The 21,821-nt window shown below is 71.4% G+C and carries 3 protein-coding genes; all 3 read right to left on the reverse strand.

The genetic code is table 11. The features are described from left to right. Positions 1-14: 14 nt before the first annotated feature. Genes ACFWF2_RS07870 through ACFWF2_RS07880 form a run of 3 tightly spaced genes read right to left on the reverse strand, consistent with a single transcriptional unit; the run spans position 15 to position 21,807 of the window. Entirely contained in the window at positions 15-230 is a 216-nt protein-coding gene (locus ACFWF2_RS07870; RefSeq protein ID WP_308426088.1) for an MbtH family protein, read from the reverse strand. Next, a complete protein-coding gene (locus ACFWF2_RS07875) occupies positions 227-3,322 on the reverse strand; it encodes an AMP-binding protein (RefSeq protein ID WP_379305777.1) in 3,096 nt (1,031 codons plus the stop codon). Before ACFWF2_RS07875 ends, ACFWF2_RS07870 begins: the two co-directional genes overlap by 4 nt. After that, positions 3,322-21,807, reverse strand: a complete 18,486-nt coding sequence (locus ACFWF2_RS07880; protein WP_379305779.1) for a non-ribosomal peptide synthase/polyketide synthase — start codon at positions 21,805-21,807, stop codon at positions 3,322-3,324. Before ACFWF2_RS07880 ends, ACFWF2_RS07875 begins: the two co-directional genes overlap by 1 nt. Positions 21,808-21,821 lie beyond the last annotated feature (14 nt).

Here is a 21,821-nt window from a genome sequence, read left to right on the forward strand (position 1 = left end):
AAGCCGGCGGGGTGTCAGCCTTCGTTGGCCATGGCGGCGATGAGGGAGTTGGGGCGCATGTCAAGCCAGTGGGCTTCGACGTACTGGAGGCAGGAGGTGCGGGTGGCGGCGCCGAAGGCTACGGTCCAGCCGCCGGGGACGGCGGCGAAGGTGGGCCAGAGGGAGTGTTCGCCTTCGGCGTTGACCAGGACGTAGAACTGGGCGTTCTCGTCGTCGAACGGATTGCTCATCGGATTTTCCTTTCGGCGGGGGTGCTGAGGTCGAAGGAGTCGCTCGGGGCGTCGGGGTCGGCGGTGAGCAGGCCGAGTGCGCGGGAGAAGCGACGCAGCAGGGTGGCGGCGGTGCGGTCGTCGAAACGGTCTGTGCTGTATTCGATTTCGAGGCCGAGATTGCCGTCGGGGTCGGCGTTGGCGGAGACGATGAAGTGCATGCCGTCGGCCACGGTCGAGCCGTCGAAGCGCATCGCGGTGAGTTCGAGGCCGGGGACGTCGAATGCGCCGGTGTCGAGGTAGCTCAGTGTCACCTCGCCCAGCGGGCCGGTGACGGCGCACGACTCGCTGGTAGCCGCGGTGGCCGAGGCGACCACGGGATCCGGCTCGGCACAGAGGATTTCGGAGAGAGTGGTGGCGCCGGCGACGGCGGCGCCTGCCTGCCAGGCGAGCAGGACCGTCATCGCCGCTCTGACCACCGCGAACGGCGGGACCGCGTGCCTGCGGGACAATTCGGCGATCCGCGCGCCGATCCCGGCGCCGATCCGGGCTCGCATGCTCGCGCCGCACACCGGGAACGATTCCAGTGCACCGGTCTTCAGCAGGTCGACGGAACCGAGGCGAACCAATGCCGCTGTGGTGCCGTCGATCTCCCAGCGCGCCAGCTCGCCGGTGCGGAACATCCGTTCCCCGGGGATCCCGAACGGGTTCGACACGAAACGATCGGCGGTCGCCACCGGGTCGTCGCGATATCCGCGGGCCAGTTGCGCGCCGGACAGGTACAGCTCCCCCACGACGCCGGGGCTCGTCGGCCGCAGGCGCGGGTCGAGCACATAGACGCGGCGGTTCCATTCGCGGACCCGCACGGCGGGCGGCTCGGGGGTGTCGGTGCGCGGTGCGGGCGGGTAGGTGAGGGTGACGGTGGCCTCGGCCCGGCCGTAGTCGTGGTGCAGCCGGGCGCCCGTCACCGCGCCGAAGGCACGGACCTCGGCCGCGGTGAGCGGCGCACCGAGAACGACGACGCTGCGCAGCGAGACGATCTCGGCGCGCAGGCCTGCCCGGTGGATGTGCTCGGTGAAGGCGGCCAGGCGCTGCGGGGTGAAGTCGGCCGTGGTCACGCCGTAGTCGGCGACCAGGCCGGCTAACCGGACCGGATCGGGTGGTTCCGTGAGGACGACGGTCGCGCCGACCCGCAAGGGCAGCACATAGCCGTGCCATTCGGTGACCTCGCCGATGGCCGCCTGATGCAGATAGACGTCGCGGTTGGTGAAGGCGTGGCGGCCCTGGATGCCGGTCAGCCGGTGCATCGCGGCGATGTGGCTGATCGTGATGCCCTGGGTCGCGCCGTGCGGGTACAGCACGAACGCGGGATGCTCCGGCAGCACGGGCGCGCGGCGTTCGGCGCGGGTGATCGGTTCGTCGGAGTAGTCGGCGAGCGGCGCCTCGTCGACGACGACGGCCGGAATGTCGTACAGCGCCAGGTGATCGCGGTCGCGCACGGTCAGCACCAGTGCGGAGTTCGCGACCGGCGGTAAGACGGCCGTCGCGGTGTCGACGGGTACGACGGCGCCGCCCGCTTTGAGGACGGCGTACATCGCGACGATCAGTTCCACCGAGCGCGGAACATCCACGAGCACCGCTGATTCCGGACCGACGCCGAGCGCGGTCAGGTGCCGGGCCAGCTGGTTGGTGCGCCGGTCCAGGTCACCGTAGGTGATGATCGAGGCCGGGTCACCCGTGCTCGGGGTGTACACGACCGCCGGGTCGAAAGGGGTCGCGGCGGCCTGCGCTTCGAATTCGTCGAGCAGCAGTTCGCCGGGGAGCCCGCCCAGGCGCGGCGCCTCGGACCCGAGCTGGTCGCGATCGTCGACGCGGCCGATGAACTCGAGTTCGGCGGTCCAGCCGTCGCCCGGCGGCCTGCGGCGCACGAGGTCGCCGGTGGCGAACATCCGGTCGTCGACCGGGCCGATCGGGTTGGCCAGGAAGGTGGCCGCGGTCGCTTGCCTGCCCAGGTATCCGCGCGCCAATTGCACACCGGAGACGTAGAGTTCGCCGACTTCACCGTCGGGGACCGGGCACAGGTGCTCGTCGAGGATCAGCAGTTCGACGTCGTCGGCGGCCGAGCCGAGCGGCACCACCTCGAGGTCGGCGCCGGTGACCTCGTGGGCAACGACCTCACCCGCGGTCTCCGGCCTGCCGTAGACGTGCCACAGGGTCGCGCCGCTCACGGCGCGCAAGGCGGCGGCGGTCTTGACGGGCAGTGGTGCGCCGCAGCTGAGCACGATGCGCAGGGAATCGAGGCGCTCTTCGGCATCGGGCAGCGCGGCGAGCGCGGCGAGCTGATCGGGATCGAAACAGGCCGCGGTGACGCCGGTCTCGGAGATCGAGCGGGCCAGCGAGGCACCCGTCGGGAGGACGAGGGTGGCGCCGGTCTGCAGGGCGAGCAGCATCTCCCCCACCGTCGCCTGACCGGACAGTGGCGCGTGCCAGAGCACGGCGTCACCGGGGCCGACGCCGCAGAGCCGCTGCCGCCACACCGAATTGGCCTGGGCGGCACGGTGTCCGACGACGACCGCGCTCGCCGCCGCCACATCGACCACGAGGTAGGCCGGATTGTCGGCCCCCGGTCCCGGTAGCTCGTCGGCCGCGACGTCACCGCAGGGTTCGGTGTCGATCGCCAGTGCCGGGACACCGTTCGGATGGGGTGTGTCCGGCGCGGTGATCATCAGAACCGGCGCCGCCAGCGACACCGTGCGCTGCCGCACGTCGGCGGGGGCGTCCGGATCGAGCAGGACGAACGCGCCGCCCGCGGCGATCACCGCGTGCACGGCGACGACCAACTCGGTCGAGCGCGGCAGCGACACCGCGACGGTGGTCTCCGGTCCGACGCCGCGTGCGGCCAGGCAGGCCGCCAGCGCGTCGACCCGTTCGCCGAGCTCGCCGTAACTGAGCTCGGTCGCACCGTCACGCACCGCGACAGCGTCGGGGTCGTGGCGGAGCTGGGTGGTGAAAGCGGCGAGCAGCGTCGCCGGGTCACGCCTGCGCTCGTCCTCGGGGTCACGCAGCAGCGCGTCGATCGAGACAGCGGCCGTGACCGAATCCGTGTGCGACATCAGAGTTGTCCTTCCGTGTCGTCAGCCGACCCCGACCCGGCGATCACCGCGGCGGCATCGGTCACCAGTGTTTGCAAAGTGGTGGTGAGTCCGGACGCACCGAGAGCGGCGAGCACACCGGGCACCAGCCCGGCCAGCGCGACGTTCACCAGCGCTTCGGGTTTCATCGCGGCGCCCATCGCCTTGCTCACCGCGGTGAGCTTGGCGTCGAGCGCTTCGAACGAGATGGCGTGCTCGCCGTGGGCGAATGCCACGGTCGCCGGCGCGAGCCGGGCCGCCGAGCCGACGAGGCCCGGCAGATCGGCAATGGTGTAGGCGCGCGGACGCGGTGTCTGTTCCGCGTCGGTGCGCACGTCGATCGCCCGCACCACCACGGCCGGGTCGGCCGCGACGGCCGCGAGGACCTTGCGGAACCGTTCGGCCAGTATCCGGATGGTGGATGCTTCGAAAAGATCTGTGGCGTAACCGAAGTGCACGTCGAGTCCGTCGAGTGCGCCGTCGGTGTCGTAGCGCTGGAGGGCGGTCAAATGCAGGTCGAACTTGGCTTCGCCGAGTCCGGGGTCCAGCGTCCGCACGTGCAGCCCGGGTAGCTCGATGCCACCCGGTGGCATGTTCTGGAAGGTGAGCATCACCTGGAACAGCGGGGTGTAGGCGCCCGAGCGGGCCCGGCCCATGGCATCGACGACCTGCTCGAACGGGACGTCGGCGTGCGCGATGGCGGCGAGGTCACGTCGCCTCGCCTGGGCGAGCAGGTCGGTGAACGGCGCTCGCGAGTCCACTTCGGTGCGCAGGACGACGGTGTTGACGAACATGCCGACCAGGTCGTCGAGTTCGCGAGCGCCGCGGCCTGCGACCGGTGCGCCGATGGTGATGTCGGCGCTGCCGGACTGCTTGGCCAGCAGCACCGCCAAGGCGCTGTGCACCAGCGTGAACAGGGTGGTGCCGTTGGCGCGGGCCACCTCGTCGAGACGGCGGGTGAGCTCGGCGTCGACCTCGAACTGTTCGGCCGCACCGCGCATCTCGCGCCGGGTGGCCCTTGGCCGGTCGGTGGGCAGCGCGAGGAGTTCGGGCGCACCGGCCAGTTCGCGGGTCCAGTAGCTCAGCTGCTGGGTGAGCACGCTGTCCGGGTCGCTGTCGGTGCCGAGCAGCTCGTGCTGCCAGGCGCTGAAGTCGCCGTACTGGATTTCCAGTGGCGCCCAGCCGGGTTCGCGGCCTTCGGTGCGGTCGACATAGGCGCGCACCAGGTCCCGGGTGAGCGGAGCGATGGAGTAGCCGTCGGCGCTGATGTGGTGCACAACGACGACGAGGACGTAGTCGCCCGCACCACGACCGGCGTGCTCGGCGGCAGCGGAGCGTGACCACGGAGAGCCCTCGGGAGTGGCGCCGTCGGACGCAGTGCCGAGACCGTAGAGCGCCACCCGCACCGGCGGTGCCGCCGTGATATCGAACGGCTGCGCGACCAAGGCGGCGATCCTCGCCTCGAGATCGGTGGGCGAGACCGGGATCGGGGTCAGTTCGACCGCGGCGGACCAAGCGGGCATCACCTGCTGGACCGGGCCCGCCGCGGTGTCGGGGTAGCGGGTACGCAGGGTGTCGTGGCGGGCCAGCAGGTCGCCGACCGCCGACTGCAGGGCGGGCAGGTCGAGGTCGCCGGTGAGCCGGATGGCGGCCGGGATGTGATAGGCCGCCGACTGCGGCGAGAGCTGGTGCAGCACCCACATGCGCTGCTGCGCGGGCGAGAGCACCGCGGGCCCGTCACCGGTGCGCCGGGTCAGCGGCGGACGGGCGATCGAGCGATCGATGCCGCCGAGCCGTTCGGCCAGCGCGGCCACGGTCGGGGCGTCGAACACCGCGGCCACCGGCACCTGCGCGCCCAGCGCCGCACCGAGCCGGGCAGCCAGGCGGGTCGCCATCAGCGAGTTGCCGCCGAGGGCGAAGAAGTCGTCGTCCAGGCCTGCGCTCGCGCAGCCGATCACCTCGACGAAGGTCTGCGCGACCAGCTGTCCGGTCGCGGTGACCGGCGCGCGGAAGGCCGCCTCCGCGAACTCCGGCTCGGGCAGCCGGGCCCGGTCGACCTTGCCGTTGGCGTTGAGCGGCAACGCGTCGAGTACGACCAGCGCGGCAGGCACCATGTACGCGGGCAGCTCAGCGGCGAGTTCACCCCGCAGCCGGGCGGCGATCGCCGGCTCGTCGCCGGGGGTCAGATCGGCGACAGCGGCGTAGGCGATCAGGCGCGAACCGGCCCGCTCATCGGTCTTGGCGATCGCCACCGCGGCACGCACTCCCGCGCACCGCAGCAATGCCGTCTCGACCTCGCCGAGCTCGATCCGGAATCCACCGATCTTCACCTGGAAGTCGGCGCGCTCCAGGTACTCGAGGGTGCCGTCGGCACGCCAGCGGACGATGTCGCCGGTGCGGTACATCCGCGAACCGTGGGCAGGCGAGGTCGCCGCAGCGCCTGCGTCCGCCCTAGCGGTGAAAATTGCTGTGTCTGTGGCTGTTCCACCTGCGGTAGTCGCGGCGACCGTAGTCGCGGATACGGGCGAGCCGAGAGCGGCGGTCGATGCCGCGCCACGTGCAGGAGCCCCGAACGGGTTGGCGACGAAGCGGTCGGCGGTGAGGGCCTGGCGGCCGTGGTAGCCGCGCGCCAGTTGGTCACCGGCCAGGTAGAGCTCACCCGCGACCCCGATGGGTACGGGGCGAAGGCGGGCGTCGAGGACGTAGAGGGCGCTGTTCCAGGCGGGAGTGCCGATCGGCACCGCGTGCGTGGGGTCCTGTGCCACTTCGTATTCGGTGATCGACACTGCCGCCTCGGTCGGCCCGTACAGGTTGTGCAGGCGGGCCGCTGTGCCGCAGGCGCGGAACTGGGCGGCCGTGGTGGCGGGTAGCGCTTCGCCGATCGCGAGGACGGCGCGTAAGGAGTCCGGCAGTCCGGCTTCGGTGGCCAGCAGCATGCCGACCAGCGACGGAACCGCGTGCAGGACCGTGACGCCGTGGCGGGTCATGGTGGTGCGCAGGCGATCCGGATCGCGTTCGTCGCCGGGGCGGGTGACGATCAGGGCGCCGCCGGAGGTCAGCGGGGACCAGAACTCCCATACCGACAGGTCGAAGGTGGCGGGGGTCTTCAGCAGGACGCGATCGCTGCCGGTCATGGTGAAGCGGTCGCGTAGCCAGGCCAGCTGGTTGACGATCGCGGCGTGCGGGACGGTGACGCCCTTGGGCAGGCCGGTCGAGCCGGAGGTGAAGATCACGTAGGCGGGGTGCTCGGGGCGCAGTGGTGCGGTGCGTTCGGCATCGGTGACCGGGTGGTCCGAGAGTCCTTGCAGCGCGAGGTGGTCCAGTTCGAACACCGGCACGTCGACGGCGAGCGGAAGACCGTCGCCCGCGGTGGTCAGCACGCACAGCGGGGCCGCGGTGGACACGATGTAGGCGATCCGGTCGACCGGGTGATCGGGGTCGATCGGCACGTAGGCGCCGCCCGCACGCACGACGGCGTGCATGGCGATCACCAGGTCGAGACCGCGCCGCATGGCCAGCACAACGGTGCGTTCCGGGCCGACGCCTTCGGCGATCAGCAGCCGGGCGATCCGGTTGACGCGGCCGTCGAAGGCGGCGTAGTCGAGCGATTCGCCGGTCTCGCCGTCCACCAGCGCGAGCGCATCGGGGGTGGCGGCGGCCTGGCGGGCGCCGAGGTCGGCCAGGGTGGTCCGCTCGACCGGGTGCGCGGTGGCGTTCCAGGTGTCGAGCACCAGGGTGCGGTCGGCGCCGAGCAGATCGAGATCGCCGACGACGGTTTCCGGTGCGGCGGTGACGGATTCGAGCACCCGGCGCAGCTGATCGGCGAACCGCTCGGCAGTGTCCGCGTCGAAGAGATCGGTCGCGTAGCCCAGCGCCATCTCGATACCGGCGGGTGCGCCGTCGGCGGTGTAGTGATCGAGCGCGAACAGATGCAGGTCGAATTGGGCGACGCCGGAATCGAATTCGATGTCGGAGACGGTCAGTCCCGGCAGCTCGAGCTGACCGCGCTCATGGTTCTGGAACGAGTAGCCGACCTGGAACAGCGGGTGCCGGGCGGTGGAGCGGGCCGGGTTGAGGACCTCGACCAGGCGCTCGAACGGCACATCCGCGTGCGAGAACGCGGCGATGTCGGCGGCGCGGGCGGCGCCGAGCAGGTCGGTAAAAGGCGCATCGGCCGCGACCTGGGTGCGCAGCACCAGGGTGTTGACGAACATGCCGATGACCTCGTCGAGCTCGGCTTCGCCGCGGCCCGCGTTGGGGGTGCCGACGGCGATGTCTGCCGTACCCGAGAGGCGGGCCAGCAGGGCGGCGAAGGCCGCGTGCACCACCATGAACAGGGTGGCGCCCGCGCCGCGGCCAAGGGCGACGAGCGCGGCGTGCAGGTCGGCGTCGACGGTGAAACTCACCTTGTCGCCGCGCAGGCTCTGCCGGGCAGGGCGGGGCCGGTCGGTGGGCAGGGTCAGCTGATCGGGCAGTCCGGCCAGCTGGGTCCGCCAGTAGCCGACCTGTTGGGCGGCAACCGATTCCGGGTCAGCTTCGTCACCCAGCAGCTCGCGCTGCCACAGCGCGTAGTCGGCAAACTGCACTGCGGGCGGCGCCCAGCAGGGCGCGGTGTCGGCCAGGCGCGCGGTGTAGGCACGCATCAAATCGGCGACGAACGGGGCAATCGAAGAGCCGTCAGCGGCAATGTGGTGCAGGACGGCGGCGAGCACGAATTCGCCTGCGATGGTTCCGGCGGGGCCTGCGGTAGAGGTGGCAGTACCCATGCCAGTACCCGTGGCGATACCGGTGCCGGTGCCGCTGCCGGTGGTGGTGGTGGTGTCGGTGGCCGAGCGGGACTCCGCAGGGCCCTCGGGAGCGCGACCATCGGTTACAGCGCCCACCTGGAACAGGCGCAGCCGAACCGGGATCTCCGCGGTGACATCGAAGGTGGTCGCGGCCAGTTCACCGATCGCGCCGGGCAGCTCGGCCTCGGTGACAGCGATCGGCTCGAGCGACGGAACGGCCTGAGCGGCAGTCATGATCGACTGCACGGGCGCCCCGTCGAACTCCGGGTACACCGTCCGCAGCGATTCGTGGCGGGCGACCAGATCGCCCACCGCGGCTTGCAGCGCGGCCACATCGAGATCACCGGACAGGCGCAGCGCGAACGGGATGTTGTAGGCCACCGAGGCGCGGTCGAAACGGTTCAGGAACCACATCCGCTGCTGCGCGGGCGAGAGCGGCAGCTGCTCGGGACGGGCCCGGCCGACCAGCGCGGGACGGTCGACCTTCGCCTGCGCGTCCACGGCCGCGGCCAGCTCGCCGACGCGCGGTGTCTCGAACAGGGTCCGCACGCCGACCCGCCGGTCCAGCGCGGCGCCGATCCTGGCCACCGCCTTCGCCGCGAGCAGCGAGCTGCCGCCGAGGGCGAAGAAGTCGTCGTCGGCGCCGATCGGCTGGTCGTCGGCGGCGGTGCGGCCGAGCACCTCGGCGTAGACCGCGGCGATGATCTCCTCGGTCACCGTGGCCGGCTTGCGGTAGACGGTGGTCTCGAAGACCGGAGCGGGCAGCGCGGCCCGGTCCAGCTTGCCGTTGACGGTCAGCGGAATGCGCTCGACGGGGACGACGGCGGCCGGGAGCATGTGCTCGGGCAGCGTGCGGGCCAGTTCCTGGCGGATGGCGGCGGCCTCGACGCGCCCGGTCTCCGGGCCTGCGACCAGGTAGGCCACGATCCTCGGCTCGTCGACCAGGTCGGTGCGAACCAGCACCGCGACCTCGCGCGGAGCCACCGAGCTGTGCAGCAGCGCGGCTTCGATCTCGCCGAGCTCGACGCGGAAACCGCGCAGGTTGACCTGCTGGTCGGCCCGGCCCAGGTACTCGAGTTCGCCGAAGGCGGTCCAGCGCGCCAGGTCACCGGAGCGGTAGGCCAGGCTGCCCGGCGCGCCGTAGGCGTCGGCGACGAATCGGCTCGCGGTCAGCGCGGGACGAGCCAGGTAGCCGCGCGCCAATTGCGCCCCGGAGACATAGATTTCGCCGGGCACGCCAACCGGAACAGGCCGCAGGCGCGAATCCAGCAGGCGCACAGTCAGTCCCGCGAGAGCACTGCCGATCACGCTGGCCGAACCGGTGTCCGGCGTGATCTCCCGATAGGAGGAGTGCACCGTGGTCTCGGTGATGCCGTACATGTTCACCAGACGCGGCGAGTGCGGGTAGCGGGCGAACCAGCCCGACAACCGCTGCGGTTCCAGCGCCTCACCACCGAAGATCACCGTACGCAGCGCGTAGTGAGCGGGCGCAGTATCCGACGGCGCCGCTCCCGAGGACCGTGCGTGGTTACGCTCCGCTACCTCCTCCGGGCCCGCCGCTCGCGGCGCAGCCAGATCGGCGGCGATGAGCTGGTAGAACGCCGACGGGGTCTGGTTGAGCACGGTCACCCGCTCGGCGAGCAGCAGTGCACGGAACTGCTCGGGCGAGCGCGAGGTGAAGTAGTCGACCAGGACCACCGAGCCGCCGGTCAGCAGCGCGCCCCACAGTTCCCAGACCGAGAAGTCGAAGGCGTAGGAGTGGAACATCGTCCACACGTCCGACGGGCCGAAGCCGAAGTGGCCGGCGCTGTTGTCCAGCAGCGCGAGGACGTTCGTGTGCGGGATCACCACGCCCTTGGGGCGGCCGGTGGAGCCGGAGGTGTAGATGACGTAGGCGGTGTTCGCCGAGGTCAGCGGCGCGCGGCGGTCCGCGTCGGTCAGCGGTGCGACCGAGTGGCCGCTCAGGGTGTCGGCGGCGGGGTCGAGTACAGGGCCGCCGAACCAGTCGCGAGCCAGTCCGGCGCCGGCGGTGGCGATCGCGCAGAGCGGACGGGCGTCGTCGAGGACGTACTCGATGCGGTCGGCCGGGTAGTTCGGGTCGATCGGCAGGTAGCCGCCGCCCGCCTTGAGCACGGCCAGCAGTGCGACGGCCAGTTCCACCGAACGCGGAAGGGCAACGGCCACCAGTGTTTCCGGGCCGACGCCGGCTCCGACGAGACGCCGGGCCAGACGGTTGGACCAGGCGTCGAGCTCACCGTAGGTGAGGGCGTCGGGGCCCGCCTTCACCGCGACGGCCTGCGGGTCGGCCGCGGCGACGTGAGCGAACCGGTCCAGCATGGTCTCGGTGTCCGAGGCCACCGAGCTGCCGGTGGTCGCCCAGTCGTGCAGGGTGCGCTGCTGTTCCTCGGCGCTGAGCAGCTGGATGTCACCGACCACGACGGTCGGATCGGCGACGACGGCGGCCAGCACCTGGGTGAACCGGCGGGCCAGCACCGCGATGCTGCCCGCGTCGAACAGATCCGTGGCGTAGGCGATTTCGATGGCCATGCCGTCGGCGCGGCCGTCGACGTCGTCGGATTCGCGGACGGTGAACTGCAGGTCGAACTTGGCGACCGCGGCGTCGAAGTCGACGGGCGCGACTGTCAGCCCGGCGGCCTCGAGCGCGGGCACGGTGAAGTTCTGCAGGACCAGTGCCACCTGGAACAGCGGGTGGCGGTTGCGGGAGCGGGCCGGGTCCACCGCGTCGACGATCTGCTCGAAGGGGATGTCGGCGTGGGAGAGCGCGTCGAGGTCACCGGCGCGCACGGCGTCGAGGGTGGTCTCGAATTCGGCGCGGGGGTCGATCTGGCTGCGCAGCACGAGGGTGTTGACGAACATGCCGATCAGCCCGTCGAGCGCGGCCTCACCACGGCCGGCGACGGGGGTGCCGATGGCGATGTCGCTGCCGCCGGAGAGCCGGGCCAGCAGCACCGCCAGCGCCGCGTGCACGGTGCTGAACAGGGTGGCCTCGTGCTTGCGGGCCAGTTCACGCAGTTCGCTGTGCAGATCGGAGTCGATCTGGAACCGGTGCACGCCGCCACGGAAGCTGGACTCGGCGGGGCGGGGGCGGTCGGTCGGCAGTTCCAATTGCTCAGGGAGACCGGCCAGACCGCGACGCCAGAACGCCAGCTGGGTGTGTGCGAGGGAGGTGGGATCGGTCGCCTCGCCGAGGTTCTCGTCCTGCCAGAGCGCGTAGTCCGCGTAGTGGATCGGCAGCGGCGACCACGCGGGGGCGGTGCCGTCGCGGCGGGCGGCGTAGGCGGTCATCAGGTCGGCGGCCAGCGGGCCGAGGGAGAAGCCGTCGGCGGCGATGTGATGGATCACCAGCACGAGGACGTGATCGTCAGCCACGGCGAACAGCGCTGCGCGGAAGGGGATTTCGGTGGTGAGGTCGAATCTGATCGCGGCGCAGGACAACAGGCGCAAGGGCAGCTCGGCCTCGGTGATCGGCTCCGGCCGCAGTACGAGGCGTGCGGCGTCGGCGATCAGCTGCTCGGCGCCTTCCGGGCCGTCCGGGTAGCTGGTGCGCAGGGTTTGGTGCCGGTCGACGACATCGGCGATGGCCGCTTCGAGCGCGATGATGTCGAGCGCACCGGACAGGCGCAGTGCGACCGGGATGTTGTCGACGGCGTCGCCGGGGCCGTCGGCATCGGCGAGGTAGCGGTTGAGGAACCACATCCGGCGCTGCGCCGCGGACAGCGGAATCCGCTGCGGGCGTTCGCGAGTGGCCAGCGGGAGGCGACGGCCGGTGCCCCGCAGCGCGACGCACCGTTCGGTCAGGGCTGCCACGGTCGGCGCGTCGAACAGCAGTCGCACGGGCACCTGGGTGTCGAGGGCGTCGCCGAGTCGGGCGGCCACCTGGGTGGCATTGAGCGAGTTGCCGCCGAGGGCGAAGAAGTCGTCGTCCAGGCCGACTTCCCGGTCGGCGGGGAAACCGAGCACGGTGGCGAACGTGATCGCCACGATCCGCTCCACCTCGGTGACCGGGGCGCGGAACACGGCGGCCTCGAAAACCGGCTCGGGCAGTGCCGAGCGGGCGAGCTTGCCGGAGGCGTTGAGCGGGAAGGCGTCGAGTTCGACGTACGCCGCGGGAACCATGTAGGCGGGCAGCGTGCGGGTGAGAGCAGCCTTCACCCGATCGGTGTCGATGTCCGTCGCCGCGACCAGATAGGCCACCAGCAGGTCGTCGCGGACGACGACCGCCGCCTGCGCGACCTCGGCCAGGTCGGCCAACGCGGCCTCGATCTCACCGAGCTCGATCCGCAGACCGCGCAGTTTCACCTGGAAATCGGTGCGGCCCAGGTACTCCAGCTCGCCGTCCGCGGTCCACGCGACCAGGTCACCGGTGCGGTACATGCGCGAGCCCGCGGGGCTCTCGGGAGCCCCCGCAGCGGACACGGCGAACGGGTCGGCGACGAAACGGTCGGCGGTCAGGTCGGCGCGACCCGCGTAGCCACGGGCGAGCTGGGCGCCGGCGAGGTAGAGCTCGCCGGGGACGCCCACCGGGACCGGCCGCAGCCGCGCGTCGAGCACGTAGACGCGGGTGTTGTGGACGGGCTCGCCGATCGGCACGGTGAGCACATCGGCGTCGACGACCTCGTGGAAGGTGACGTCGACCGCGGCCTCGGTCGGACCGTACAGGTTGTGTACAGCCGTGCCGGTGAGGCGGCGCAACAGCTGAGCGGGTGCGGGCGGCAGCGCCTCACCGGACGCGAACACCATGCGCAACGACGCGCACCGTCCGGCCGCCGTACCGGTCACGTTCCCGGGGAGCGCGCTCGCCGAGGCGCCGCCCGCGACCGTCCCGATGCTCGTGTCGTCGACGAGGGCGGTCGAGGACGCGCCGAGAGCGGCGACGAACACCGACAGCATCGACGGCACGAAGTGGACGACAGTGACCGACTCGGCGTCGATCAGGTCGGCCAGGTAGGCCGGGTCTCGATGGCCGTCGGGCCGGGCCAGCACCAGCCGAGCACCGATCTGCAAGGGCCAGAAGAACTCCCACACCGAGACGTCGAAGGTCGCGGGGGTCTTCTGCAGCACGGTGTCGGCGGCGGTGAGGCGGTAGGCGTCCTGCATCCACACCAGGCGGTTGACGATCGCGGCGTGCGAGACGACGACGCCCTTGGGCTTGCCGGTCGAGCCGGACGTGAAGATCAGATAGGCGGCATCGGCCGGTGTGAGGGTCGCGAGGCGGTCGGCATCGGTGATCGGCTCGGCCGGGTAGTCGGCGGTGTCGAGCTGCTCGAACTCGAGCACCGGGACCGACGTCGTCGCGGGCAGGTCGAGTTCGTCGATCGAGCGGGTGAGGACGCAGACCGGGTCCGCCGCGTCGATGACGTCGGCGAGGCGTTCGGCCGGGTGCTCCGGGTCCAGCGGCACGTAGGCGCCGCCCGCGGCGAGCACCGCGTACATGGCGACGACCAGGTCCGTGGAGCGGTGCATGCCGATGGCCACGGTGCGGTCCGGACGGACGCCGATCGAGATCAGCAGGCGCGCGAGGCGGTTGACCCGCTCGGCGAAGTCGGCGTAGCTGAGCGATTCGTCCTCGCGGGTCAGCGCGATCGCGCCAGGGGTGCGCGCCGCCTGGGCCGCGAACAGCGAGACCAGCGTCATGGACTCGTCGACCGGGTATTCGGTGGCGTTCCAGGTGTCGAGGATGCGGGTGCGCTCCGCGGCGCCGAGGAGGTCGATGTCGCCGATCACGACGCTGGGATCGGCGGTCACCGTATCCAGCACCCGCAGCAGGCGGGTACCGAAATCTGTGATGGTCTGCGCGTCGAACAGGTCGGTGGCGTACTCGAAGCGGGCGAGCAGGCCGTCGGTGGTCTCGCGCAGGGTCAGCTGCAGGTCGAATTTGGCGGTGTAGGTGTCGATCTCGATTTCGGAAGCGGTGAGGCCCGCCAGTTCGAGTTCGGTCTGGGTGTTGTTCTGGAAGTCGAGCATCACCTGGAACAGCGGGTGCCTGGCGGTGGAGCGCTCGGGGTTGAGCGCTTCGACGAGCCGGTCGAAGGTGACATCGGTGTTGGCCAGGGCGCGCAGGTCACCGTCGCGGACGGTGCCGACGAGTTCGGCGAAGGTGGCGTCGGAGCGGATCTGGGTACGCAGCACGAGGGTGTTGACGAACATGCCGACGAGCTCGTCGAGCGCCTGATCGCCACGGCCCGCCACCGGGGTGCCGATCGAAATGTCCTGCTGGCCGGACAGTTTCGCCAAGGTGGCGGCGAAGGCGGCATGCAGCACCATGAACAGCGAGGCCTGGGCGTCGGCGGCGAGCGCGCGCAGCCGGTCGGTGATCGTGGCCGGAACGGCGAAGGTGTGGCGGGCGCCGCGGCCCGAGGCGACCGCGGGGCGCGGACGATCGGCGGGCAGGGCGAGCAGGTCGGGCAGCTCGGCGAGTTCGGTTGTCCAGAAATCGATCTGGCGCGCCATCGGCGAATCGGGATCGTCCTCGGCGCCGAGCGCGGCACGCTGCCACAGGGCGAAGTCGGCGTACTGCACCGGCAGCGGGGTCCATCGCGGTGCGGTGCCCGCGAGGTGGGCGGCGTAGGCCACCATCACGTCTCGGGTGAGCGGGGCGACCGACCAGCCGTCGGCGGCGATGTGGTGCAGCACCAGGACCAGGACGTGCTCGTCGGCGGCGGTGCGCAGCAGATGCAGGCGCACCGGCGGTTCCTGGTCGACCGCGAAGGGCACCGCGGCGACGGTACGAATCCGGTCATCGAGCGCGGCAGGGTCGACGGCTTCGGGCTCGAGCGTGATCGTCAGCTGTTCGGCGGCGAGCACCTGCTGGAAGGGGATGCCGTCGACGGACGGGTAGCGGGTACGCAGCGCCTCGTGGCGGGCGAACACCGCGGCGACCGCGGCGGTCATGGCGGCGTGGTCGAGCGCGCCGGTCAGGCGGATGGCGGCGGCGATATTGTCGGCCACCGAATCCGCGTCGAACTGGTTGAGGAACCACATGCGCTGCTGCGCGTAGGACAGCGGAATCCGTTGCGGCCGTTCTCCTGCCACCAGCGGCAGGCGGACCGCTGCCGTCTCGCCCGTGCCGAGGCGGGCCGCGAGCGCGGTGACCGTCGGCGCCTCGAACAGCACCTTCAGCGACACCGTCACACCGAGCGCGGCGCCGAGGCGCGCGACCACCTGGGTGGCGACCAGCGAGTTGCCGCCGAGCGCGAAGAAGTCGTCGTCGGCGCCGACCCGCTCGACACCGAGCACCTCGCCGAACACCCGCGCAACCACGGTCTCGGCACCCGCGGCGGGCGCACGGAACGCACGAGCGGCGAACACCGGCTCGGGCAGCGCACGGCGGTCGAGCTTGCCGCCCGGGGTGAGCGGCAGCGCGTCGATGACGACGAACGCGGACGGCACCATGTGCGCGGCGAGGGACCCGCGCAGGGCGGTCTCGATCGCCACGACATCGACCTCGGGCCGCACAATCTCGCGTGGCGTGACCGTCTCGACACCGATGCCGGGCGTCTCCACGCCCTTTCGCGACACATCAGAGTTCACTTCGGCATCGACACCGGCCGACCCACGGTCGTGCGACGAATTCGCGTTCGCAACGACCCCGATTCCGTTGGCCCTGAAACCTTCTCGCGCATCGGCGGCCCCGCGCAATGCGGCGTCGGCGTTGACGGGCACCAGGTACGCGACCAGCTGGTCACCTCTGTGCGCGTCGGCGCGCACCAGCACGACCGCCTGGCGCACCGACGGCTGGGCGAGCAGGGCGGCTTCGATCTCGCCCAGTTCGATGCGGAAGCCGCGGAGCTTCACCTGGTCGTCGTTGCGGCCCAGGTATTCCAGGGCGCCCTCGGCGGTCCAGCGGACCAGGTCACCGGTGCGGTACATGCGCACGCCCGGCTCCCACGGGCAGGCGACGAAGCGGCCCGCGGTGAGGGCGGCGCGGCTGCGGTAGCCGCGGGCCACCTGCGCGCCCGCGACGTACAGCTCACCCGGGACGCCGGCGGGGACCGGCTGCAACCGGTCGTCGAGGACCCACTGGGCGATGCCGCGCAGCGGGGTGCCGAGGGTCAGTGGCGCGCGAGCGGACAGCGGGGCGCTGATATTGGTGGCGACCGTCGTCTCGGAGGGGCCGTAGGCGTTGACGAACGCGCGGGGCACGGCGCCCTCGGTCCAGCGGGCGACCAGGTCGGGCGGGCAGGCTTCGCCGCCGACCATCACCATGCGCAGGTCGTCGAGCTGCGCGGGATCGAGCACCGCCAGACCCGACGGGGTCATCAGGGCGTGGGTGACCCGCTCCTCGGCCAGCAATAGCGCGAGGTCGGCGCCCACGTGACGGCCCATCGGCGCGATCACCAGGGTGGCGGCGGAATTCACCGCGAGCAGCAGCTCCATCACGGAGATGTCGAACGAGGGCGACCCGACCTGCAGCACCCGCGCCTCGGGGCTGCCGAACATGCGGTCGGTCTCCTCGGCGGCGAACCCGGCTATGCCCGCCTGGGTCACCAGCACGCCCTTGGGCAGGCCGGTGGAGCCGGAGGTGTAGATGACGTAGGCCAGATGCTGGGCGCGCAGCGGGCGCACCCGGTCGGCGTCGGTGACGGGATCGCTGGAGCGGGCGGCGCAGTCGGCCATCAGCTTCAGCTCGTCGAGGACGAGCCAATCGGCCGGGCCAGGCAGTGCGTCCTGCGCCGCCGACACCGTAAGACCTACTCGCGCACCGGAATCGGTCACCATATGGGTGATCCGCTCGAGCGGGTAGCTCGGGTCGACGGGCAGCCAGGCGGCACCGGCCTTGGCGATGGCCCACACCGCGAGCACCGACTCGATCGAGCGCGGAATACCCACCGCGACAATGTCATCGGGGCCGACACCGCCGTCGATGAGCACCCGCGCCAGCCGGGAGGACGCCCGGTCGAGTTCCCGGTAGGTGAGGCCGCGGTCGCCGTCGGTGACCGCGACCCGATCATGGTCGGCCGCGACGGCGGTGGCGAGGAGGTCGGGAAGCAGACCGGTGGCGGTGACGGGTGCGCCGCGCATGCCGGTCAGACGCGCCTGTTCGGCCGCTGACAGCAGTGGAAGATCGCCGACCGGCGTCTCCGGTGCGGACACCGCCGCGCCGAGCAGGCGCACGAAACGCGCGCCGAGGTCGACGATCTCGGCATCGTCGAACAGGTCGGTGGCGTAGAGGGCAACGGCGTCGATGCCCGCGGCTTCGCCTGCGGCACCGCGCCGTTCGGCAAGGGTGATCTGCAGGTCGAACTTGGTGATGTCGAGTTCGATCTCGTGCACCGACACCGGGGCGCCACCGAGTTCGAAGCTGGTGTCGAGTACGGCCTGGAAATTCAGTGCCACCTGGAACAGCGGGTGCCGAGACTGCGAACGGGCCGGGTTCACCACGTCGACCAGCCGGTCGAACGGGACCGTGGCGTGCGCGAACGCGGCGAGGTCGGTCTCGCGGGTGTGTTCCAGTACCGCGGTGAAGCTCGCGGCCGGGTCGATCTCGGTACGCAGCACGAGGGTGTTGACGAACATGCCGATCAGATCGTCGATCGCCCGGTCGCCGCGGCCCGCGACGCCAGTGCCGATCGCGATGTCGGTGGTGTCGCCGAGCCGGGCCAGCAGCACGGCCAGCGCCGTGTGCAGCACCATGAACAGCGACGCGCCCGCCTGGTTGGCCAGCTCGGACAGCTGCCGGTGCAGGCCGGCGCCGATGGTGAAGCCGGTCCGGGCGCCGCGCATGCTCGGCTCGACCGGACGCGGCCGCGCCGACGGAAGTTCCAGCTGATCGGGCAGACCCGCCAGAGTTCGCTCCCAGAAAGCGATTTCGCGGGCGGCCAGCGACTGCGGATCGGTTTCCACCCCGAGCAGTTCGCGCTGCCACAGCGCGTAGTCGGCGTACTGCACACTCAGCGGCGCCCAGCCTGGCTCGATGCCCGCGGTGGCGGCCTGGTAGGCGGTGAGCACATCGCGCACCAGCACCTGCAGCGAAACACCGTCGGCCGCGATGTGATGCAGGACGACCGCAAGCGCGCACTCGTACGGTTCATCCGTGACGACGAAGATGTGCGCGCGGAACGGCGCCTCGCGTTCGAGATCGAAACCGGCGCGGGCGAATCGGGCGAGTTCGGCGTCCAGGTCGACGGCGGCGACCGTGGTCGGCTCACCGATCCGCACGATCCCGGCGTCACACACGACCTGCTCGGCCACCTCGCCGCCGGGCACATCCACCGCGGGGAACACGGTGCGCAGCGCCTCGTGCCGCCCGACGACGGCGGTCAGCGCGTCGACGAGCGCGGACAGATTCGCGGTGCCGCGCAGCCGGACCACGAACGGCATGTTGTAGCCGGGCGCCGACGGATCGAACCGATTGAGGAACCAGATCCGCTGCTGCGCGGGTGAGAGCGGGATCAGCGCGGGACGCGGACGCGCCGCCAGCACCGGCAGCTGGGCGGAGATCCCGGCGTCGGCGCGCTCGGCGATCGCGGCGGCCAGCCGGGCGGGGGTGGTCGCGCCGAAAAGATCGCGCACGCCGAGCCGGCAGCCGAGGTCGGCGCCGAGCCGGGCCGCCACCTGGGTCGCGACCAGGCTGTTGCCGCCCAGCGCGAAGAAGTCGTCGTCGCGGCCGATCCGGTCGAGCCCGAGGACCTCGCCGAACACCCTGGCCACCGTCTGCTCCACCGGGCCGACCGGCTCGGCGTAGGCGACGACGATACGGGCGGGCGCGGGCAGCGCCTTGCGATCCAGCTTGCCGGAGGCGTTCACCGGCAGGGCGTCGAGCAGCACGAACGCGGCGGGCACCATGTACCCGGGCAGCGCGCGCAGCGCCGCCTCCCGCAGCTGCTCGACCGCGACCGTGCCCGGCTCGGATTCCACGACATAGGCGACGAGCTGTTCGCCGACACCGGCATCGCCGCGGACGACGACCACCGCGCGCACCGCGCCCTCGACGCCTTCGAGCACGGCTTCGATCTCGCCGAGCTCGATCCGCAGACCACGCAGCTTCACCTGGAAGTCGGTGCGGCCCAGGTATTCCAGTTCCCCGTTGGTCGTCCAGCGCACCAGGTCACCGGTGCGGTACATCCGCGCACCCGGCGCGGTCGGGTCGGCGATGAAGCGGCCCGAGGTGAGCTCGGGACGTCCGACATAACCCCGGGCGAGCTGTACCCCCGACAGATACAGCTCACCCGAAGCCCCGACCGGTACCGGCCGCAGCCGCGAGTCGAGAACATGGAGCCGGGTGTTGAACACCGGCGCGCCGATCGGCACCGTGACCCGGTCGGCGTCGTTCACCTCGTGGAAGGTGACATCGACGGCGGCTTCGGTCGGGCCGTAGAGGTTGTGCAGCCGCGCTCCGGTGAGCAGCCGCAGCCGCTGCGCCAGTGCAGCGGGCAGTGCCTCGCCCGAGGCGAAGACCAGTCGCAGCGAGGTGCGCTCGGCGATCTCCTGCTGGGCGAGAAAGGCTTCCAGCATCGATGGTACGAAATGCGCGACCGTGACGCCGTATTCGCCGATCACCTTACGCAGGTACCCGGGATCGCGATGACCGTCCGGCTCGGCGAGCAGCAGCGTCGCGCCGATCTGCAAGGGCCAGAAGAACTCCCACACCGAGACATCGAATGTCATCGGGGTCTTCTGCAGCACCACGTCGATGCCGTGTAGCCGGTAGCTGTGCTGCATCCACACCAGCCGGTTGACGATCGCGGCATGCTCGACCGCGACGCCCTTGGGCAGGCCGGTGGAGCCGGAGGTGAAGATGACGTAGGCGGGATGACCGGGGCGCAGCGGTGCGGTGCGCTCGGCATCGGTCAGCGAGGTGTCGGCACAGCCGCTGAGATCGAGAGCGTCCACGGCCAGCACCGGCAGCGCGTCGGCGCCGGGCGCACCGTCGCGGGTGGTGGTCAGGACGGCGGCCGGTGCGGCAATGCCGAGGATGTGCGCGATGCGCTCGGCCGGATGATCCGGGTCGATCGGCACGTAGGCCGCGCCAGCGGCGAGGACCGCGTACATCGCGACGACCAGGTCCGGCGAACGCCGAATGCTCAGCGCCACCAGCGATTCCGGGCCGATGCCGTCGGCGCGCAGCCGCCGGGCCAGCCGGTTGACCCGCTGGGCCAGCTCGCCGTAGGTCATGGTCGCGTCGTCGTCGCCCGCCATCCGCACCGCGACGGCGTCGGGCGTGCGGGCGACCTGCGCTTCGAACAGCGCGGGCAGCGTCGCGGCGGCCACGCGGCGCTCGGCCAGCGCGGCCTCGACGTCGAAGGTGGTCGCGTTCCAGATCTTGGTGCTGACCTCCAGTTCCAGCTCGGTCGCCACCTCGACGGCGGCGATCGAAGTGTCCAGGTCGGCGGCCGAGAGGCGCTCGAGGAAGCCGAGGAACCGGCTGTGGTGGCGGGCCAGGGTGTCGGCGTCGTAGAGGTTGGGGTTGGCCTCGAAGTCGACGTGCACGCGATCGCGGTCGCCGTAGTAGACGTTGAGGCTCAGGTCCTCGATCGGGCCGGTGGACAGCACCCGGTAGCGGCCGGTGGTGGTGCCGAGGGTGAGGTCGCTGCGGAAGAGCATGAAGTTGGCGAGCGGGCCGAACAGCGCGCGCCGGGCGGGGCGGCCGTCGTCCTCGGCGTCGCGGCGGATGTCCTCGGCGCGGTAGCGCTGATGCCGCAGCGCACCGGCCACCTCCACCCGCGCCGCGCGCAGCAGCTCCCCCCACGTGGTGGTGGCGCCCGCCGCGCCGGTGGGCAGGCGCAGCGGCACGATGTTGGACAGCATGCCCGCCGAGCGGCGCATCACCGCGGTGGTGCGGGCGGTGACGGGCAGGCTCAGCACCGCGTCCGGGGTGTCGGTGAGCCGGCCGAGGTAGGCGGCGAAGGCGGCGAGCAGCACCGCCGAGATGGTCGAATCATCGCTGGCGGCAATGGTTTCCAGCCGATCGACCAGCTTTTCCGACAGGCGTCCGCCGGTCACCAGATTGATCGCGGCGCGCGGGGCGGTGCGGGTGTCGAGCCCGGTCGGGCTGTCCAGGCCCGCGATGCGCTCGGCCCAGTGTTCGCGGTCGCCCGCGAACCGGGTGCTCTCGCGGTAGCGCTGTTCGCCCTCGACGAGTTCGGCCAGGTCACCGGGCACGACCTCGCGTGCCTGGGTGCCGAGCACGCGGGCGGTGTAGAGCTCGGCGATGCGCTGGGAGTTGGTGAAGGCGCCGTAGCCGTCGAGCACGATGTGGTGTCCGCGCAGGTACCAGAACCAGCGCGCCTCGCCGACCCGCAGCACCGCACCCGCCACCAGCCGGTCGGCGAGCAGGTCGATCGGGGCGCCGAATTCCGCGCGCATCCACTCGTGCGCGGCGGCGACCGGGTCGTCGTGGTGGCGCAGATCGATCATCGGCAGCTCGGTCTCGACCGGGATGGTGTGGTCGACGACCTGGTACGGAACGCCGTCGGATTCGCCGATGCGCACCAGCGGGGAGCCGTAGGCGTGCGCAGCCTCGGCCGTGACCTGTTGCAGCACAGCGGCATCCAGCGCACCGGTGATGTCGACGTACTGGGCGATGGTGATCGGGACATCGGGGTCGAGCAGCTGTGCGTACCAGACACCCAGCTGGGCGGGGGTCAGCGGGAACGGCGCCGACGCGGCCTCCGCTTCCTGTGGTCGCGCACTGAACCCACCCAACTCCGTACCGTGCACCAGAGCCTCCTCGA

The sequence above is a fragment of the Nocardia sp. NPDC060259 genome (assembly GCF_042728775.1).
Classification (GTDB): Bacteria; Actinomycetota; Actinomycetes; order Mycobacteriales; family Mycobacteriaceae; genus Nocardia.